18 protein-coding genes are annotated in these 18,106 nt (G+C 38.2%); 10 read left to right on the top strand and 8 right to left on the bottom strand.

Features of this window, described 5'->3' with window-relative positions; genetic code table 11:
- Window positions 1-57: 57 nt before the first annotated feature.
- From ASG31_RS01590 to fabF, 7 genes are all read left to right on the top strand, one after another.
- Window positions 58-714 carry a hypothetical protein gene (locus tag ASG31_RS01590; protein ID WP_056027151.1) on the top strand — a complete coding sequence of 219 codons (657 nt, stop codon included), beginning with the start codon at window positions 58-60 and terminating at the stop codon, window positions 712-714.
- Between the two features lie 22 nt (window positions 715-736).
- On the top strand, window positions 737-1,102 hold the full coding sequence (locus tag ASG31_RS01585) for a hypothetical protein (protein ID WP_056027148.1): 366 nt from the start codon (window positions 737-739) through the stop codon (window positions 1,100-1,102).
- Window positions 1,103-1,204: 102 nt separating this feature from the next.
- Complete coding sequence (locus ASG31_RS01580) at window positions 1,205-3,895, top strand: TonB-dependent receptor domain-containing protein (protein ID WP_056027146.1); 2,691 nt, start codon at window positions 1,205-1,207, stop codon at window positions 3,893-3,895.
- A gap of 251 nt (window positions 3,896-4,146) precedes the next feature.
- Entirely contained in the window at window positions 4,147-4,566 is a 420-nt protein-coding gene (locus tag ASG31_RS01575) for an OsmC family protein (protein WP_056028029.1), read from the top strand.
- A gap of 185 nt (window positions 4,567-4,751) precedes the next feature.
- Window positions 4,752-5,348 carry a TetR/AcrR family transcriptional regulator gene (locus ASG31_RS01570; RefSeq protein ID WP_056027143.1) on the top strand — a complete coding sequence of 199 codons (597 nt, stop codon included), beginning with the start codon at window positions 4,752-4,754 and terminating at the stop codon, window positions 5,346-5,348.
- A gap of 9 nt (window positions 5,349-5,357) precedes the next feature.
- Window positions 5,358-5,783, top strand: coding sequence for a PaaI family thioesterase (locus ASG31_RS01565; protein WP_056027140.1), 426 nt, complete (start codon window positions 5,358-5,360; stop codon window positions 5,781-5,783).
- A 74-nt stretch (window positions 5,784-5,857) separates the two neighbouring features.
- A complete protein-coding gene (fabF, locus tag ASG31_RS01560) occupies window positions 5,858-7,096 on the top strand; it encodes a beta-ketoacyl-ACP synthase II (RefSeq protein WP_056027138.1) in 1,239 nt (412 codons plus the stop codon).
- Between the two features lie 120 nt (window positions 7,097-7,216).
- Here the strand turns inward: fabF and ASG31_RS01555 are convergent, their stop codons facing one another.
- The 8 genes from ASG31_RS01555 to ASG31_RS01520 all read right to left on the bottom strand — a co-directional run bounded on the left by ASG31_RS01555 (window position 7,217) and on the right by ASG31_RS01520 (window position 16,053).
- Window positions 7,217-7,978: a sulfite exporter TauE/SafE family protein gene (locus tag ASG31_RS01555; protein WP_056027134.1), complete on the bottom strand. Its 762-nt coding sequence runs from the start codon at window positions 7,976-7,978 to the stop codon at window positions 7,217-7,219.
- Entirely contained in the window at window positions 7,969-8,421 is a 453-nt protein-coding gene (locus ASG31_RS01550) for a FixH family protein (protein WP_056028027.1), read from the bottom strand. Before ASG31_RS01550 ends, ASG31_RS01555 begins: the two co-directional genes overlap by 10 nt.
- A 10-nt stretch (window positions 8,422-8,431) precedes the next feature.
- Entirely contained in the window at window positions 8,432-9,886 is a 1,455-nt protein-coding gene (gene ccoG / locus ASG31_RS01545; RefSeq protein ID WP_056027132.1) for a cytochrome c oxidase accessory protein CcoG, read from the bottom strand.
- Between the two features lie 101 nt (window positions 9,887-9,987).
- A complete protein-coding gene (locus ASG31_RS01540; RefSeq protein ID WP_056027130.1) occupies window positions 9,988-10,866 on the bottom strand; it encodes a c-type cytochrome in 879 nt (292 codons plus the stop codon).
- Window positions 10,867-10,876: 10 nt separating this feature from the next.
- Window positions 10,877-11,074, bottom strand: coding sequence for a cbb3-type cytochrome c oxidase subunit 3 (locus ASG31_RS01535; RefSeq protein WP_056027127.1), 198 nt, complete (start codon window positions 11,072-11,074; stop codon window positions 10,877-10,879).
- A 15-nt stretch (window positions 11,075-11,089) separates the two neighbouring features.
- On the bottom strand, window positions 11,090-13,351 hold the full coding sequence (ccoN, locus tag ASG31_RS01530) for a cytochrome-c oxidase, cbb3-type subunit I (RefSeq protein WP_056027124.1): 2,262 nt from the start codon (window positions 13,349-13,351) through the stop codon (window positions 11,090-11,092).
- 5 nt (window positions 13,352-13,356) lie between these two features.
- Window positions 13,357-13,569 carry a cbb3-type cytochrome oxidase assembly protein CcoS gene (gene ccoS, locus ASG31_RS01525; RefSeq protein WP_056027120.1) on the bottom strand — a complete coding sequence of 71 codons (213 nt, stop codon included), beginning with the start codon at window positions 13,567-13,569 and terminating at the stop codon, window positions 13,357-13,359.
- A gap of 108 nt (window positions 13,570-13,677) precedes the next feature.
- Window positions 13,678-16,053, bottom strand: coding sequence for a heavy metal translocating P-type ATPase (locus ASG31_RS01520; RefSeq protein WP_185113186.1), 2,376 nt, complete (start codon window positions 16,051-16,053; stop codon window positions 13,678-13,680).
- A gap of 90 nt (window positions 16,054-16,143) precedes the next feature.
- Here ASG31_RS01520 and ASG31_RS01515 point away from each other — a divergent pair, with 90 nt between their 5' ends.
- The 3 genes from ASG31_RS01515 to ASG31_RS01505 all read left to right on the top strand — a co-directional run bounded on the left by ASG31_RS01515 (window position 16,144) and on the right by ASG31_RS01505 (window position 18,105).
- Window positions 16,144-16,857: a Crp/Fnr family transcriptional regulator gene (locus ASG31_RS01515; protein WP_056027114.1), complete on the top strand. Its 714-nt coding sequence runs from the start codon at window positions 16,144-16,146 to the stop codon at window positions 16,855-16,857.
- A gap of 103 nt (window positions 16,858-16,960) precedes the next feature.
- On the top strand, window positions 16,961-17,776 hold the full coding sequence (gene panB, locus ASG31_RS01510) for a 3-methyl-2-oxobutanoate hydroxymethyltransferase (protein ID WP_056027111.1): 816 nt from the start codon (window positions 16,961-16,963) through the stop codon (window positions 17,774-17,776).
- Window positions 17,776-18,105 carry a hypothetical protein gene (locus tag ASG31_RS01505; protein WP_056027108.1) on the top strand — a complete coding sequence of 110 codons (330 nt, stop codon included), beginning with the start codon at window positions 17,776-17,778 and terminating at the stop codon, window positions 18,103-18,105. Before panB ends, ASG31_RS01505 begins: the two co-directional genes overlap by 1 nt.
- Window position 18,106: the final 1 nt, after the last annotated feature.

The following is an 18,106-nucleotide window of genomic DNA, read 5'->3' as shown; positions in this document are numbered from 1 at the left end:
CTAATTTTGTTTCCAGAGGATTTGAACCTGAATGCCTTTCAAAAAAGATAGAGATTTATGAAAAATATATTTTTAGCACTGCTTTCAGCAATATTTTTGGCAGTTTCCTGCAAAAAAGATGAAAAGCCAACCTACATAAAAGATGAAAATGGAGTGCAACAGCCCACGGCTGGCCTAAACAACACGCCAAAAGCTTCCTTGATGAGTCAGGCTGGTATCGCTGCAAATCCTGCGGCACCACAGGGAGTGCAACAGGTTTCAGCGCCTCCGGGAATGCTGAATCCAGCACACGGGCAGCCGGGTCACCGTTGCGATATCGCCGTGGGCCAGCCCTTAGACGCAGCGCCTGCACAAAACGCACCCGCGTCTGCTCAAAACATCAATGTCAATGCAGGGCAAACTGTAAACGTAAACCCGGCTGCAGTGAGTCCTGGTAAAATTGCTGTGGACGGTAACGGAAAAGTGGCACAAACCGCTCCGGGGATGAATCCTCCACACGGTCAGCCGGGTCACAGGTGCGATATTCCCGTAGGTCAGCCATTAAACTCAAAACCTGCTCCGGCAGCTGCACAGAATAATGTTCAGGTTCAGGCTCCTCAACCTGCTCCTGCTGCACAGCAAATAGTAGCAAACACAGGTCCGAAGCCTAAAAATAATCCAGCACATGGCGAGCCTTGGCATGACTGTGCGAAGCAGGTGGGTGCGCCGTTATAAATTTTTTTCCTAAATTTGCCCTGTGAAACCAATACAGCTTTTATTAATTATCTTCTGCTTAGGAATTTTCTTGATTCCTAAAGATGATTTCTATGCGCAGGTTTCACAGGAAAACTGTTGCAAAACAGAATCAAAAAACAAATCATGTTGCGGGAAAGAGAAAGAAAATCATCATTCCAGCGACAGCAAAAAAGAGCACCAGTCTTGCAAAGATGACTGTTGTTCCACTTGTGCAACCTGTCATACTTTCGTGGAAAATTCTTTTGCGAAAAGCAATTTCTGGGAAATTCCAACATTTTCCACTATTCAGAAAATTCAGTTTCAATATGCTGATCCTTTTATTTCAAACAGTTTAGAAGAAATCTGGCAACCGCCAAAACTTGGATAATTTTTTCAATGTAGCAATGTGTCTGTGTAACAATTTACCAATGAATGTTATACCGTGCCATTCTAATCAATTACATTATCAATTATTCAAAATTTTAAACCAATGAAATTATATTTTACCAGGATTTTTCTTGGAGCATTCCTTTTATTTACAACATTTATATCGGCACAGTCTCTTTCTAAAAACCATTTTCAGGTGAAAGGAAAATGCGAAATGTGCAAGGAACGAATTGAGTTTACAGCCAAAAAAGCGGGCGCAAAAAATGCATCATATTCAATAGATTCACAGATTTTAAGTTTCGAAACTCGAGATGATACTTCAGCGGAAACAATCCTGATGAAAGTAGCAGAAGCCGGTCACGACAATGAGAAGTACAGAGCCACCGATGATTCTTACAATAACCTTCCTGGATGTTGCCATTACGAAAGAAACTTACAGCCAAAAGCAGCTGCTGAAGCGCATGAAAATCATTCAAAAAAAGAGAATGAATTTTATGTTAAAGGAAATTGTGGTTCCTGCAAATCCCGAATTGAGAAAGCTGCAAAAGATTCCGGAGCAGATTCCGCAGAGTGGGATGCGGTAAAACAGACGGTAATCCTGCAGTTCGATCCTGTAAAGACTTCCGCAGAAAAAATCTTGAAGAAAATTGCAGAAGTAGGTCATGATAACGAAAAATTCAAAGCTACAAATGCAGTTTACAAAAATCTTCCCGACTGCTGTCTGTACGACAGAGACATACCTTTCGGACAAAAAAATCCTAAAGTACATTTTGAAGAAACTGTAAAACACAATGACCACAGCGATGATCAGGGTTCTGAAGATCATTCAAAACATGAAAATTCAGAAAACAGCATAGAACAGGTTAACATTCTTAGTACAAAAGCTGCTACGTCAGTCAATAAAAAAGAAGCAGGACTTACTTATAACATAGATAAAAAAGAATTGCTGAAAGCTGCCTGCTGTAATCTGTCTGAAAGTTTTGAAACCAATGCAACGGTAGATGTATCTTTTAATAATGCGGTTACAGGAACAAAACAGTTGAAAATGCTGGGTTTAGACCAGAAATATACGAGTCTTACCAAAGAATTATTGCCTGAAATAAGAGGAATTGCGTCTGCTTACGGTTTAAATTTAATACCGGGACGGTGGATTGAAAGCATACAGCTCACGAAAGGCGGAAGTACCGTAACCAACGGGTACGAAAGTATTACAGGGCAGATTAACACAGAATTGATAAAAAATTCTGAAAAGTCTGAAACCTCATTAAATCTCTTCGCAGATTTTAACGGAAGAGCAGAAGCCAATATTACTCACGTTGAACCAATAAACGATCACTGGACGCAAACCTTTCTTCTCCATGGGAACGGAACTTTCGGGGATACTGATATGAATGAAGATCAGTTTTTAGACCGTCCGAAAGGAAATCAGATCAATGCAGCTTACCTGTTAAATTATAATGATTTAGAACGTTCAGGCTTCGGTTCGCATTTCGGAATTAATTTTGTGAAAGATGAGAGAACTGCGGGGCAAATTGGTTTCGATAAAAAACTACCTCAAAACCAGCAGTCACTGTATGGTGTAGGAATCGATATTTCAAGATTTCAGGTCTGGAATAAAACAGGTTATGTTTTTAAAGGAAAACCTTACCAAAGTTTAGGCTGGATGAACCAGTATGTTTATCATCAGCAGGACAGCTTTTTTGGTTTGCGGAATTATTCCGGGCAGCAGCAGACTTTCTATTCCAATTTAATTTTTGAAAGTATCATCGGAAATACCAATCATAAGTACAAAACCGGAGCAAGTTTTATGTATGACGGTTACAAAGAAAATTATCTTCTGGATGACCTGAGCAGAAACGAAATTGTGCCCGGAGCTTTTGCAGAATATACATTGACAGGTGCGAAATATACTTTGGTTACCGGAGCGCGTGTAGATTTTCACAATCTTGCAGGAACACAATTTACTCCGAGAGTTAATTTTAAATATGATTTTACTCCAAAAACAATTTTGAGACTTTCGGCAGGACGTGGTTTCAGAACGGCAAATGTGTATGCGGAAAATCAACAGTATTTTGCATCCAACAGAGCAATTCAGGTTGTTCAAAATGGCGGAAATATCTATGGTCTTAAACCGGAAATTGCCTGGAATTACGGCGCAAGTTTACAGCAGGAATTCAAATTATTTGGGAAGAAATCAACCATTATCGCAGATTTTTTCAGAACAGATTTTCAGGATCAGGTTTTGGTAGATCTTGACCGTTCTCCGCAACAGTTAACATTCTATAACTTAAACGGAAAGTCTTTCGCCAATTCATTCCAGACGCAGTGGGATTTGACGCCGTTTAAAAATTTTGACGTGAGACTGGCTTACAAATATTACGATGTTCAGGCAGATTATCTTGACGGCAGACGTGAAGTTCCTTTCATGGCTAAACACAGAGGTTTTGTGAATCTTGCGTACGCCACTGATAAAAATAAGAATGAAGGGTTCTGGAGTTTTGATACAACCCTGAATCTTGTAGGTAAACAAAGACTTCCGGATACTTCAGTAAATCCGGCAGAATTCCAGATTCCTCAATTTTCAGAATCTTACGCTATTTTAAACGCACAGATTTCGAGTAATTTTAACCAAAAAATCAGAGCTTATTTTGGTGGTGAAAACTTAACTTCTTATCATCAGAAAAATGCGATTGTAGATTTCAGAAATCCTTTCGGAAATTATTTTGACGGTGGAATGATCTACGCACCCATCATGAAAGCTAATTTTTACGTTGGCCTTGATGTGACTTTCTAATATTAGCAAACAAAATATTAAAGCGGGTAATTTCTTATTTTCCGCTTTTTTTTGCCAAACTTCCACAATTATTATTCACCTGAAAAATCTTTGATTTTCAAACTAATGTGTTCTACGATATTCTCAAACATTTAAATAAAAATTTTGTGACATATGTATTGATTAATTCTTCTCTCAGTTTTAAACCTGATCGTAAATATGGTTTCAATTTTGTATATTTAATCAAATTTTTTAAAATCAAATATTTTAATATGAAACGAAACGCAACAGCCGTTTGGAACGGCACCGTAAAAGAAGGTAAAGGTCACATCACGACACAAAGCACCACTTTAAACCAGACACAATATTCGTTCGGAAGCCGTTTTGAGGAAGGTGTGGGTACAAATCCCGAAGAGCTTTTAGCAGCAGCACACGCCGGATGTTTTACCATGAAACTGAGTGCAGAATTAACTCAGGCAGGCTTCACTCCGGAAGAACTGACTACAAAATCAGTGATTACCTTAGATCCTGCAGCGGGAAAAATTACAAAATCAGAATTGACTTTAACCGCTCAAATCCCGGGAATTTCTGAGGAAGATTTTCAAAAATATGCTAAAATTGCTGAAGAAGGTTGTCCCGTAAGTCAGGCTTTCAGTTTTGAAATTAGTTTGACTGCGACTTTAAGCAATTAGGATTAGGATCATAAAAATTAATTTATTTACATCAATTGGAACGGGCTTCAGCCCGTTTTTCTTTTGCGTGGAGCAGGGCGACTTTAGTCAGAACGTAATTTTTGATTCAAATAAATTTTATACCGTTAACAAAATATACCAATCGGTATATTTTTGTATCTTTGCCTGAGAATTTGAATAATCAAATGTCAAAAGCAGAAAAAACCAGACAGTTTATTATTGAGAAAACAGCAGCTTTGTTTAACAGCAAAGGCTACATTTCTACGTCTTTATCAGACATTACAGAGGCCACAGGATTAACCAAAGGCAGTATCTACGGAAATTTTGAAAATAAAGATGAAGTAGCTCTGGAAGTTTATAAATTCAACTCTCAGATTCTAAAAAACAACCTTTCGCGATCTTTTGGTGAAGAATTTCCTACGGTTATTTCAAAACTTCATGCCTTTGTTGCGTTTTACAGAAAAAACTGGCAGTTTGTTTTTTTTAACGGAGGCTGTCCTTTAATGAATGCTGCGACGGAAGCAGATGATGCCTTTCCGAAACTGAAACATGAGGTCAAAAAATCTTTTGATGAATGGATTAAGAAAATCAGTGCATTAATTTGCGAAGGTCAGAAAACCGGCGAAATTAAGTCAGAAATCAACGGCGAAAATTACGCGTCGCTTTTCATTATGCTGATAGAAGGGGGAATTCTGCTTTCAAAAACAACTGGCGATGAGCGGTTTTTAAATCAGGCATTAGATCAGATTCAATTTAAAATTGAGAATGAATTAAAACTTTAATACTTAAATATGAACAGATTAGAAGTATTACAAACGTATATCGGGAAAGAGTTTTCCGCTTCGCCTTCCCCTTTTATGAAATGGCTGAATCCTGTTGTGATTTCTGCGGAAAATGGTAAACTGTCCTTTCAGTACAGGGTTCGTGCAGAATGGCTGAATCCTATGGGAAACATGCATGGCGGGATTACGGCTGCTATTATTGATGATGTAATTGGGGCAACAATGTTTTCGCTTAACGAAAATAACTTTATCGTCACCATCAACAACAGCATCGACTATTTTTCAACAGCAAAAGAAAATGATCAGATTATTGCAGAGACAAAAATTATAAAAAGAGGAAAACAGTTTGTAAATGCCGAGTGTGAAGTCTGGAATAATGACAAAACACGTTTGATTGCAAGAGGAACTTCTAATTTGTTTAAAATCAACAGTTAAACTTAAATTACTAATAAGTTTAGCATCATTAAAATTCAGTATAATATCAAAAAAAAAATAATATTCATTTATATATGAAAAGAGTGGTTATTACAGGATTGGGAGCCGTTACGCCTTTGGGAAATACGGTTTCTGAATTCTGGGAAAACAGCATCAATGGAGTAAGTGGTGCCAACAGAATTACGCATTTCGATACGGAAAAATTTAAAGTGAATTTCGCCTGCGAAGTAAAGAACTTTGATCCTAAAGTTCATCTGAATCATAATGAAATCAAAAGAAGCGATTTGTTTTCGCAATACGCAATGTATTCTTCAGCAGAAGCGATCAAAGATTCGGGTTTGGAACTGGATACAATGGATCCGTTCGATACAGGAGTTATCTGGGGAACAGGCCAGGGCGGAATGTGGACCTTCGAAAGCGAAGTAATGGAATTTACAAAAGGCGACGGAACGCCCCGTTTCAACCCTTTTTTCGTGCCTAAATTTATTGCTAATATGGCATCGGGAATGATTTCAATGAAGTTTGGTCTTCAGGGAATCAATTACACCACGATTTCTGCCTGTGCTACAGGGAATACAGCCATTATGGATGCTTTCAACTATATCCGTCTCGGAAAAGCTAAAGCGATCATTACCGGTGGTTCTGAAGCAGCAATTACACCCGCATCTGTCGGAGGATTTGCCGTTATGAAAGCAATGTCTACCAGGAACGATGATTTTACCACCGCAAGCAGACCTTACGATGCCGACAGGAATGGCTTTGTAATGGGTGAAGGCGCTGGAGCTTTGGTTTTGGAAGAGTATGAGCACGCAAAAGCAAGAGGAGCACATATTTACGCTGAAGTTGCCGGAGCAGCCATGACAGCCGATGCTTATCACATGACAGCGCCGCATCCTGAAGGTGTAGGGGCAATTAAAGCAATGCAATTGGCATTGAAAGAGGCTGGAGCGAATGCAGAAGATGTTGATTATCTAAATCCGCATGCTACATCAACGCCGCTGGGTGATTTGCTGGAGTTAAGAGCTATCAGTAAATTGTTTAAAGGAAGCAAAAATCTTGATTTAAGTGCTACAAAATCAATGACAGGTCACCTTTTGGGTGCAGCGGGTGCAGCAGAAGCCATTCTTTCTATTAAAGCAATCGAAAACGGTATTGTTCCGCCTACAATCAATCTTCACAAGCTGGATGAAAATATTCCTACTGATGTGAACATTGTTTTTGGTGAAGCGAAAGAGAAAAATATCAATTTTGCGCTCAGCAATGCCTTTGGGTTTGGTGGGCATAATGCAACACTGGTTTTTAAGAAGTTTTAAACTTGAATTTAATCATACAAAAGTCCGTTTCAAATATGAGACGGACTTTCTTTTTATAACACAGATATCGGGTTTTAATTGTGTATGGTTATTGAATACGCAAATAAGTTTCAAAATAAATTAATGACAGGTTTCCACACTGTGCCTGTGGTTGGGGTCAGTATTGTGACAGTTAATGTCGTGCTCTGGTGAGACTTTTAATGCCTGTGATGGCGGTGATATGTAAGGAATTCCAAGTTCCAGCCCTCTTAAAATAAATAATCCTCCCAGAACTATCATAACCACCGGAATTACTTTTAAAACTTTAAGTCTGAAAGTTTGGCTCATAAGATTACCAACCAAAACGATGGTGAACATAAAAGGAAGTGTCCCTAATCCGAAAATTGCCATAAAGGTTGCGCTCTGCCATATTCCGCCGCTGGCAAGACTTGCTGTAAGAGCCATATAAACCATTCCGCAGGGCAAAAAACCGTTGAGAATTCCTGTAGTGAATCTGGAACGGTAGTCTGCTTTCTGTAAAAGTTTTCCTAAACTGAATTTTACCTGGTATAAAAATTTAGAAATAAAAGGAATTTTTGATGCAAAATCTTTTCCGCCAAATGAAAACAACGCCATTATAATCAGCAGCACTCCCACGGCAATCGTAAGATACTGTTGAAAACCGGCAAATTCAAATCCCTGTCCGATAATTCCTAAAAGTGCCCCTAAAAGCGAATAGGTAAGAATTCTACCGAACTGGTACGTGAGATTCTGAAGATAATAATTAGTCGCCTGTTTCTTGGTTAAACCCAAAGAGAGCGCAATAGGACCACACATACCAATGCAGTGAAAGCCCGAAGCAAAGCCGAGTCCCAAAGCTGATATGATGAGTGCTATTTCCATAAAACATCGTAATCTATTCTGAATTCTGTGTTATTTTTCACCCATGTTAAACGAAGGGTATAACTTCCTTTTTTGAGAATATTTGCGGGAATTGTAATTGATTTTTTACTGTCTAAAACTGCGTCTTTCTTGATGTCTAGATTTTTGTCATCAGTTCTGTTCATCACATACTTGATCCTTGCATTTCCGTTGTTGTAGTCTGCAGGAAACTGAATCGTGATGCCTTCTGAATTTTGGCTGTAAACCGGTTTGTTGACTAATTTATCTGCTCTTCCCTTGGCATCAATAACCTGCTGATACATCAATTCTTCTTCGTAGTAATTGTCTGATACCATTTCAGAATTTTGCTGTCCGTTTGGAAACAGGAAAAGCATCGATAGAATAAAAATTATAAACGCCAAGAGTGCGATGAATACGCCATGTCCCCAACTTAAATTTTTCATTTTTGATTTTTTAAAACTGTAGTTTAAATGGTCCTTCGAAATAGGTTTGATAAGAATCAATTAAATTTCCTTTCAAATCATAAACTCCGATGGTAATGTTCTGTTTGGAAAGTTTCATTTCATTCTCCGGGAAGCTTATGTTGATTGTTCCCTTTGAAATCCTGTCTCTTTCCACGGTGATGTTCTGTCTTACGCTGAAATTTATTTCAGCGTGCGCAGGATCAATTACTTTAATAGTGACGATCTTTTTATCATTGGTTTTATTGAGGAAAGTATAATTGTAAGTATTGCTGATTTTGCCATCCCTTACAAAATAAGTGCTTCCCGCTGGTTTGATGAATTTTGCCTCCATCTCACCACGATTATACAGCAAAAATCCTAAAAATCCCATCAGGAATACCAGCACAACTGCAAAACCTTTCATTCTGCCCGTAAATTTGAATGCTGTACGGTTTTCAATTTCATTTTCAGAGGCGTAACGGATGAGCCCTTTTGGAAGTCCCACTTTTTCCATTACCTCATCGCACGCGTCGATACATGCTGTACAGTTTACACATTCCAGCTGCTGCCCGTCACGTATATCGATACCTGTGGGGCAAACAACAACGCACTGGTGGCAGTCAATACAGTCGCCTTTTCCTGCTGCTTTCCGGTCTTCACCTTTTCTCCATGATGAGCGGTTTTCACCTCTTTTAAAATCATAGAAAACGTTGATAGTGTCTTTATCAATTAAAACTCCCTGTAATCTTCCGTATGGGCAGACTAAAGTACAAACCTGCTCTCTGAACCACGCAAATACGAAGTAAAATGCTGACGTAAAGAGAATCATCACGATAAAATTGGTAAGATTTTGAAACGGCCCTTCTGAAACTATTTTTATAACCTCTTCATATCCTACAATGTACATAAACATGATATGAGTGATAATGAGTGAAATAATAACATATACCGACCACTTCAGGCTTCGCTTCATTATTTTTTCGCTGTTCCACTCCTGCCTGTCAAGTTTCATCTGTTTGTTTCTGTCACCTTCAATCCAGTATTCAATTTTTCTGAACACAGATTCCATAAAAATGGTCTGAGGGCAAATCCAGCCGCAGAAAATTCTTCCGAAGGCAATGGTAAAGATGATTATGAAAATGAGGGAAGCTATGGCTCCAAGCGTAAGAATGAAAAAATCCTGAGGAAAGAATGGCTGACCAACGATGTAAAATTCTCTGTCGATCACATTAAAAAGGAAAAACGGATTTCCGTTAATTTTAATAAACGGAACTGCAAAATAGATGATCAGCAGAAGATAGCTTACAATATTTCTGTAATTGGTATATTTTCCTTTGGGTTTTCGCGGAAAGACCCATTTCCTCTTTCCAGACTGTTCCATCGTTCCAATAGAATCTCTGTAGGTTTCGGGATCAACTACTTGACCCTGGCCGCCGCGTACGTCTATATCTTCTGTGTCTGCCATCTGCTGTATATTAAAAAAAGAAAAACATAATCTGTTATTTGATTTAAGATTTTAAATTAATAACAAATTATGTTTCATTTTATATTTTCAGTTAATTACTACTATTTCTTTTCCCATTTTGCCTCATCGCCATAAGGAGGTGCACCTCCTTCTGCTACTGTGATTGGCTTTTTCATTTGGTTAATAGAATATACGTAAGCTGCAACATTCTGAATGTCATTTCCTGTAAGAACACCGTTTTTACCCCATGCCTGCATCGCTGTACCTGTAACACCGTTTTCTACTACGTGGAAAACGTTCTTGAATAATGTTTTCTCCGGTTGATTATGCCAGAAGTTATCTGTTAAGTTAGGACCAATTCCTCCCTTACCACCTTCTGAGTGACAGGATACACAGTTGGTTTTGAAAACTTCTTCACCTGCTGCAATGTTGTCTTCAGAAAATTCAGCACTTTCTATAGTTACTGGTGGCTGATCTGCCAAATATATCGCTACACTTGCCTCCTGCTCTCTGTATTCTTTCTCATACTCTTTCAGAGGGCTTGCAAAATCTGTAAATGCATAAGCCGCAATGTAAAGAATCATAAACGCTGTACCGAAATAGAACAAACCTACCCACCATTTCGGTAATTGATTATCCAGCTCCATAATTCCGTCGAAACCGTGGTCGATCAGAATGTCTTTTTCGTGAGAATCAGATTGTTTTTTGAAAGCTGCAGCGTATAATCTTTTGAAGTAAGGAACTTTCTTTTCTGCAAGATAAGCTGCTTTCTCTTCGTCTGATAATTTTTTGAATTTATTGTTTTCTACCAAATCACCCAAAGCACTGTGGATGTAAGCCATAATAGCTCCGATCACTACAGTTCCCCAAAAATAAGGCGATTTAAAGAAAGCATAACTTTGAACGAACAGATAATAGAAAACAATAAGCAAACCTATTATTATCGCAATATTTACAAAAACCGGCGTTCTTTGTTTCATGATAAATTGTTTAATTTTTTAGATTAAAATCATCTTCGTCATCCCCAAGCGGTGCATGCTCTTCCTCCTGATAATATTTTTTAGGCTTGCTAAAAACATATATAATAAGAGAGGCGAAAAACAGAATAAAAAGAATCAAAGCCAAGGTCTGGTAAAACCCCACATTGTCTGCGTTGGATAAGATGTCTTTAAAATTCTGAGGAATCATCTTAGATTTTGATGTTTAGTTATTACTTGCTGTTTTTACTTCTGTCGTTTTGATATCCGTACCCAATCTCTGTAAATAAGAGATTAAAGCAACGATTTCTTTTTTCTCAAGTTCACCTTTAGGTCTCTTGGCATAAGCATCTTTCAAATCCGGAGCTTCTTTAAAAATATCACCTACAATTTTTGATGCCTGATTGTCTGCCCATTTATCTGCAGAGTCAATCTGAGCTTTTGTGTAAGGAACATCGTAAGTACCCTTCATAAATCTGATTTTATCAACCATTTTAGATCTGTCTAAATTGTTTGAGATCAACCAAGGGTAACGCGGCATGATAGAACCTGCTGATGTAGATCTTGGGTTATACATGTGTTTGTAATGCCATGAACTTGGGTTTTTACCACCTTCTCTGTGCAAATCCGGTCCTGTTCTTTTTGATCCCCAAAGGAAAGGTCTGTCATAAACAAATTCCCCAGCTTTAGAATACTGTCCGTTTTTACCGTTAAATCTTACAATCTCATCTCTGAATGGTCTCACCATCTGAGAGTGGCATGCGTTACAGCCTTCACGGATATATAAATCTCTACCTTCCAGTTCTAACGGTGAATATGGTTTCACTGCAGAAATTGTAGGTACACTTTTCTTAAGTGACAGAGTAGGGATAATTTCGATCATACTTCCTATTGAGATAGTAAGCAATGATAAAACCGTCAGTAACATCGGCATTCTTTCCAACCAAAGGTGGAAACCTTCTCCTTCTTTTCTTTTGTTGCTGATATTTGCCAAAGCCGGAGCTTCTGCAGGAACTTCTTTCTGGAACGATCCTTTTCTTACAGTTTTGTAAACATTCACCACCATCAGTAAACCTCCGGAAAGATAGAATAAACCTCCTACGAATCTTAGTTTGTAATAAGGAATAATTGCAGTAACGGTATCCAACCAGTTTTTCCAAAGCAAAGTTCCGTCCGGATTAAACTGTTTCCACATTAAACCCTGGGTAAATCCTGCAATGTACATTGGTACAGCGTAGAAAATAATTCCTAAAGTACCTAACCAGAAGTGCCAGTTAGCCAGTTTTACAGAGTATATTTTTGTTCTCCAAAGGATTGGTACCAAATAATAGATAACACCGAATGCCATGAAACCATTCCATCCTAATGCACCTAAGTGAACGTGACCAATTACCCAGTCGGTAAAGTGACCGATTTTGTTGATATTTTTTGTTGCCAATAAAGGTCCTTCAAAAGTTGCCATACCATAACAGGTAACTGCCACAACGAAGAATTTCAAAATAGGATTTTCTCTTACTTTATCCCAGGCACCTCTTAAAGTAAGAAGCCCGTTCAGCATTCCTCCCCAAGATGGTGCAATCAGCATGATTGAGAAACCAGTTCCCACTGCCTGTGCCCAAGCCGGTAATGCTGTATACTGAAGGTGGTGTGGGCCAGCCCAGATGTATACGAAGATTAATGACCAGAAGTGAATAATCGAAAGTTTGTACGAGAATACCGGTCTGTCTGCTGCTTTTGGTAAGAAGTAATACATCAAACCAAGAACCGGAGTTGTAAGGATAAATGCAACCGCGTTGTGACCATACCACCACTGTACGATAGCATCTTTTACCCCTGCGTACGCAGAATAAGATTTCCATCCCGAGAATGATAAAGGTACCTCAAGGTTGTTGAAAATGTGAAGCATAAGAACAGCAATCCAGGTTCCCAGATAGAACCAAATCGCTACATAAAGGTGACGTACCCTTCTTTTCTTAATGGTCATTATCATGTTGATCCCAAAGATCAGCCATGAAATTCCTGTAAGAATATCGATTGGCCACTCATGTTCAGCATATTCTTTTGAAGTATTAATCCCCATAAAGAAAGTGATGAAAGCAGCTACAATCATCAGCTGCCATGTCCAGAAATGGATCCATGAAAGCGTATCGCTGTACATTCTTGTTTTTAATAATCTCTGCGTAGAGTAATAAACCCCTACATAAACAATGTTACAGACAAAGGCAAAGATCACCGTAGTGGTGTGCAGCATTCTGATTCTTCCAAAACCAAATGCGCCCTGCGTATTCATTAAACCCTGAATGTTCCCTGATGCCAGACTGTTGATGGTTGTATCATCAGTACCAAACAAAAACTCAGGAAGCTCGGGATAGAAAAGCATCAATGCTGCCGTCAAACCAAACGTAAAACCGATAATTCCAAAAACTATGGTTGCGTAAAGGAATGCACGAACAATATTGTTGTCATAACTAAACTTTTGTGTCTCCATATTAACTATTCACTTTTATCTTCAAATTCACTTTTATCTCTCTTGTCTTCTGCTTCAGCATCTTTCTTCTCCTTAATTTCTCCGGAATCAAAAAGAACTCTCACAGCAGGAGATTCGTCGTCCTCAAACTGTCCTTTTCTGGCATATATAATAAAAATTACCAGAAAAACTGCAGCTAGAGAAACGCTGCAAAGGATCATTAAATATAAGATATCCATCTGCTACAAAATTAACCCTTTTTCGGGTCTCAAATTTAAGGAAAAATAATGAGATTAATCACGAAATACGGGCTTTCCTTAATTTAAAACTAATCTAAATAAGCCTGTTTAAGCCTGTTCTCTGAAATGTTTTCTACCCAGAATCCAGGTGGAAACCGTTGTGAATGAAATCACCGTGATTGAGCTCGCCGGCATAATTAAAGCTGCAAAAAGCGGACTCATGTTCCCCGTTACTGCAAAACTCAGCCCCACCACATTATACAGAAAACTGATCAGGAAAGTGAGTTTCACAATAGTAATTGATCCTTTACAAACCTGTAAATAGTTGTCAAGCTGCGAAACTTTTTCTCCGTTCATAATCACATCTGAAGAGGGGGTAAAGCTGTTGCTGTCATCAGAAATGGCAATTCCTACACTGCTCTGTTTCAACGCTCCGGCATCATTCAGTCCGTCGCCCAGCATCATCACTTTTAAGCCTTTGTCCTGAAGATTTTTAATGTAATTCAATTTATCTTCCGGATTTTGGTTGAAAGCCATAGAGCTGTAGTTCGGCATGATTTTTTTTAATTGATCTTCTTCCGAAGAGTTGTCTCCACTCAGAATAAAAATTTTATAATTACTCAGCTTTCTGAAAAGGCTGCTCAGGTTTTCACGGTATTCATTTTTAAAAATAAATTTACCGATAAACTCATTGTTTTTACTGATATATACGGCAGTTTCCAGGTTTTTGGATTTCTGATTGTTGTATTTTGCAGAGCCAATTCTGTACTTATTGCTCCTTACGCCCGCTTCATAGCCTTTCCCTGAAATTTCTTCAAAGTTTTCAACCGGAAAATATTCATCTTTCACCTCCAAAAAGTCATATAAGGATTTTGAAAGTGGGTGATTAGAATTTTTAACCAAACTCTTAATGTTCAGTAAATCAAATTCCTGAATTTCAGCACCTTCATATTGTATATTTGCTTTTTTTCTGTGCGTAATCGTTCCTGTTTTATCGAAAACCAGAGTGTCTATTTTCGCAATCTTTTCAATCGTAAGCGTATCTTTTACGTAGAATTTATTTCTGCCTAAAATTCTCATGATATGACCGAATGTAAACGGAGAAGACAGTGCCAAAGCACACGGACAGGCAATAATCAAAACCGCTGAAATCACCTGAAACATGGTTTCAAGATCAATGAAATACCAGTATATTCCGGCGACCAGTGCAATTCCTAAAATAATAAAAGTGAAATATTTGCTGATGTTGTTGATTAAGGTGTCCAGTCCGGTCTCATGTTTTTTGAAAGCTTCCTTGTTCCAGAGCTGAGTTAGGTAACTTTGGTCAACATTTTTAATCACTTCAAGTTCAAGGGAAGAGCCTATTTGCTTTCCTCCGGCGAAAATTTTGTCACCAGGATTTTTAGAGATACTGTCGCTTTCACCGGTGATAAAGCTGTTGTCGATATTTCCTTTTCCGCTGATTAAGATCGCATCAACCGGAATAATTTCGTGATTTCTCACCAGAATTCTGTCGCCGATTTTAATTTCAGAGAGTAAGATATTTTCCTGTTTTCCGTGGAAGTCAACCTTTGTAACAGCAATTGGATAAAAAGATTTGTAATCTCGGTCGTAAGAAAGCGAGCTGTAGGTTCTTTTCTGGAAAATTTTCCCTAAAAGCATGAAAAATAAAAGTCCACACAGCGTATCGAAGTATCCCGGTCCGTAATCGGTGGCCACTTCATAAATGCTTCGTCCGAACAATACAAAAATTCCCAAAACAATAGGCACGTCAATGTTGACGATTTTATTTTTTAAACCATACCAGGCAGATTTGTAATAGTCTGAAGCTGAATAAAATACAACGGGAATCGAAAGTAAAAACATTAGAAATCTGAACAGTCCTTTATAATGCTCCATCCAGTAATCTTCACCACCAATATATTCCGGAAAGGCTAAAAACATTCCGTTCCCGAAGGCGAATCCTGCGATTGCAAGTTTAACGAGTAAAGATTTATCTAAATGATCCTCGTTTTTTTCGGCAGTTTCGAGATTGATGGCTGGTTTGTAGCCTAGATTCGTTAAAAATTTAGCTAAATCACTTAATTTTAAATCGTTATGATTGAAGGAAACCTGTAAAGATTTTCTGGTAAAATTAACCTGAGAGTAGTGGATGTCTTTGTTCAGCGTTTGTAGACTTTCTAAAAGCCAGATACATGATGAGCAGTGAATAACGGGAATTCTAAACGTGACAAGACTCGTATTTCCTTCAGAAAAATCTGCAACGCGGTCAAAAATTTCGGGAGTGTCCAGGTAGTCAAACTGGGATGAGTTTTCATCAGGTTTAATCCCTGCTTTTTTATTGAGTTCGTAAAAATTACCGAGATTGTTGGTGTTCAGAATTTCAAAAACAGACCTGCATCCTGCACAGCAAAAGAGCTTTTCGTTAAATAAAATACGCTCCTTTTCTATCTCCTGACCACAATGAAAACAGTTCTCGCTCACCTTCATAATATATTGGATTACAAAATTATAACATTATTTTTTGTTTATCGAGTTAAAATGTTCTATTTTTGTGATAAATGTCATATTAGAATGTCGCAGGAACAACAAGTTGCCATTGAAGAAAGATTCGCAAAAGTTTTTAATGACGAGTCTTTTAAAGAGAGGCTGTCAGAGAAAGATTACGATAAATATTTCAATGCAAAAAAGAAATTTTCATTTCAGAAACACGATATAATCTTCGAAGATGGAGAGATTCCTAAAGGGATTTTTTTCCTTGAAAAAGGTGCTGCGAAATTGTCAAAATCAGGAGCTTTCGGTAAAGACCAGATTTTAAGATTTATAAAAGAAGGCGATATCATAGGATACCGTGCTTTGCTCTGTGGAGAAAATTTTCAGGCAAAAGCAGAGGCAATGACGGATATGGAATGTACTTTTCTTCCGTCAGAAGTCTTTATGCACCTTTTAGAAGTTGATTCTCAGCTCTCTTTCGTCATGCTTCAGAAAATTTCTTATGAACTTGGAGAATCTTCAAACACGATTACTTTCCTCGCTCAAAAAACTGTAAGAGAAAGACTTGCGGAAATTTTGATTCTGCTGGAACAGAAATTAGGCACAGACCCTGAGGGTTTTATCAAAATTTCTTTAACCAGAGAAGAGATTGCAAATATCATCGGAACCGCAACAGAAAGTGCCATCAGACTGATTTCTGAATTTAAAGGTGATCAGCTGATCGAAGTAGATGGCAGGAATATCAAAATTCTCAATCACGATAAACTGATGAAATTAGGGCATGTTGTTCTGTAAAATATTTTAAAAATCAAATTCTTAAAGTTCCATAATCTGGAACTTTTATTTGTTTAAGTGGAATTCTAAACTATCAATTTTAATCATTAAATCTGAAAATATTATGTCTGTACATTCTGAAATTAAAAGAGTTACGACCGAAACTTTGCGAAAAATGAAATTCGACAAAGAGAAAATAACCATGCTTACCGCCTATGATTTCACCACTGCAAAAATGGTGGATGCCGGTGGAGTAGATACGATATTAATTGGTGATTCTGCAGCAAATGTGATGGCGGGCTACGAAACTACGCTTCCTATTACTTTAGACCACATGATTTATCATACTCAAAGTGTGGTGAGAGGTGTGGAAAGAGCTTTGGTGATTGCAGATTTGCCTTTCGGAACTTATCAGAGCAATCCTGATCTGGCACTGGAATCTGCGGTGCGAATGATGAAAGAAGGAGGTGCTCACGCCATAAAAATTGAAGGTGGAAAAGAAATTTCTAAATCTATCAAAAAAATCATCAACGCCGGAATTCCTATTATGGGACATTTGGGTTTAACTCCGCAGTCGATTTATCAGTTCGGAACTTATAAAGTAAGAGCTAAAGAAGAGGCGGAAGCTGAAAAACTGATCAGTGATGCAAAATTACTTGAAGAATTAGGTTGTTTCGGGGTGGTTTTGGAAAAAATTCCTGCAGATTTGGCTAATAGGGTGACCGAAAGCATCTCTATTCCAACGATCGGAATTGGCGCTGGAGCTCATTGTGACGGTCAGGTTTTGGTTTATCACGATATGGTTGGGATGAACAAAGGTTTTTCACCCAAATTTCTTAGAAGATATTTAGATTTGTATACAGAGATTACCGGTGCAGTTTCGCAGTATGTGAAAGATGTGAAGTCGGCAGATTTTCCTAATCAAAATGAAAGTTACTAATGACTGGTAAAGATCTTCAGACTGCTCAGGGAGTCTTATCAGTAGCAGCGCTGCTTTGTCTGCTTGTGGGATGGTTTAACGTTTTTCCGCCTGTGGTTACCGTGTTTTTGTCTGCGAGACTGTTTTATGTTTTAGTGGGAATCAGTTTCATACTTCAGGCTCCTACCATCATCAACAGAAAATTTGTCTACCCAATGTATATTGCGGCAGCTCTCTGTATTATCGGCGCATTTATGCCCGTGGATTCTCCGCTGAAAGTAATGAAAACCATTGGTTTACTGGCAGGAATTATCATCAGTTTTTCAAACAGGTCATATCAGGGAAGATAGT

It is taken from the genome of Chryseobacterium sp. Leaf404 (assembly GCF_001424145.1).
GTDB lineage: Bacteria > Bacteroidota > Bacteroidia > Flavobacteriales > Weeksellaceae > Chryseobacterium.
Note: the sequence above shows the minus strand (reverse complement) of the source record. Positions and strands in the feature narration are given on the sequence as shown.

Excerpts from the sequence above, each read along its gene's own strand:
- ASG31_RS01590 (WP_056027151.1), top strand. The coding sequence starts at position 58 with ATGAAAAATATATTTTTAGCACTGCTTTCAGCAATATTTTTGGCAGTT.
- ASG31_RS01580 (WP_056027146.1), top strand. The coding sequence starts at position 1,205 with ATGAAATTATATTTTACCAGGATTTTTCTTGGAGCATTCCTTTTATTT.
- ASG31_RS01575 (WP_056028029.1), top strand. The coding sequence starts at position 4,147 with ATGAAACGAAACGCAACAGCCGTTTGGAACGGCACCGTAAAAGAAGGT.
- ASG31_RS01570 (WP_056027143.1), top strand. The coding sequence starts at position 4,752 with ATGTCAAAAGCAGAAAAAACCAGACAGTTTATTATTGAGAAAACAGCA.
- ASG31_RS01565 (WP_056027140.1), top strand. The coding sequence starts at position 5,358 with ATGAACAGATTAGAAGTATTACAAACGTATATCGGGAAAGAGTTTTCC.
- fabF (WP_056027138.1), top strand. The coding sequence starts at position 5,858 with ATGAAAAGAGTGGTTATTACAGGATTGGGAGCCGTTACGCCTTTGGGA.
- ASG31_RS01555 (WP_056027134.1), bottom strand. The coding sequence starts at position 7,978 with ATGGAAATAGCACTCATCATATCAGCTTTGGGACTCGGCTTTGCTTCG.
- ASG31_RS01550 (WP_056028027.1), bottom strand. The coding sequence starts at position 8,421 with ATGAAAAATTTAAGTTGGGGACATGGCGTATTCATCGCACTCTTGGCG.
- ccoG (WP_056027132.1), bottom strand. The coding sequence starts at position 9,886 with ATGGCAGACACAGAAGATATAGACGTACGCGGCGGCCAGGGTCAAGTA.
- ASG31_RS01540 (WP_056027130.1), bottom strand. The coding sequence starts at position 10,866 with ATGAAACAAAGAACGCCGGTTTTTGTAAATATTGCGATAATAATAGGT.
- ASG31_RS01535 (WP_056027127.1), bottom strand. The coding sequence starts at position 11,074 with ATGATTCCTCAGAATTTTAAAGACATCTTATCCAACGCAGACAATGTG.
- ccoN (WP_056027124.1), bottom strand. The coding sequence starts at position 13,351 with ATGGAGACACAAAAGTTTAGTTATGACAACAATATTGTTCGTGCATTC.
- ccoS (WP_056027120.1), bottom strand. The coding sequence starts at position 13,569 with ATGGATATCTTATATTTAATGATCCTTTGCAGCGTTTCTCTAGCTGCA.
- ASG31_RS01515 (WP_056027114.1), top strand. The coding sequence starts at position 16,144 with ATGTCGCAGGAACAACAAGTTGCCATTGAAGAAAGATTCGCAAAAGTT.
- panB (WP_056027111.1), top strand. The coding sequence starts at position 16,961 with ATGTCTGTACATTCTGAAATTAAAAGAGTTACGACCGAAACTTTGCGA.
- ASG31_RS01505 (WP_056027108.1), top strand. The coding sequence starts at position 17,776 with ATGACTGGTAAAGATCTTCAGACTGCTCAGGGAGTCTTATCAGTAGCA.